Genomic DNA, 261 nt, shown 5'->3' with positions numbered 1-261 from the left:
GACCAGACCCGCCGCCAGATTCCCTACCCAGTTATCAAAGATATCGGCCAGATTGGCGTCGGATGCCGAATAAGACGCCGACAGCGTCAGCCTTGGATAGCGGTTGGCAATGGCTGCCGCCAGCGCGGCATTCGCCGATTGCAAGGCAAACCAGGATTGCTGCACATCTGGCCGTTGTTGCAAGGCTGACAGAGAAACACGGGGGGATGAAGACGGCAGTCGTGGCAACGGCCGTGGTGGCATGGCGGCCAATTCAGGAAC

1 protein-coding gene is annotated in these 261 nt (G+C 59.8%); it reads right to left on the bottom strand.

Annotated elements, in window-relative coordinates; translation table 11 throughout:
* Positions 1-261, bottom strand: a 261-nt coding sequence (locus tag Q4563_RS20625; RefSeq protein ID WP_303605844.1) for a TolC family protein, incomplete at both ends; no start/stop codon positions are given.

It is taken from the genome of Gilvimarinus sp. 1_MG-2023 (assembly GCF_030548285.1).
The sequence above is the reverse complement of the archived record's forward strand: the minus strand, read 5'-3'. Positions and strand labels throughout refer to the sequence as shown.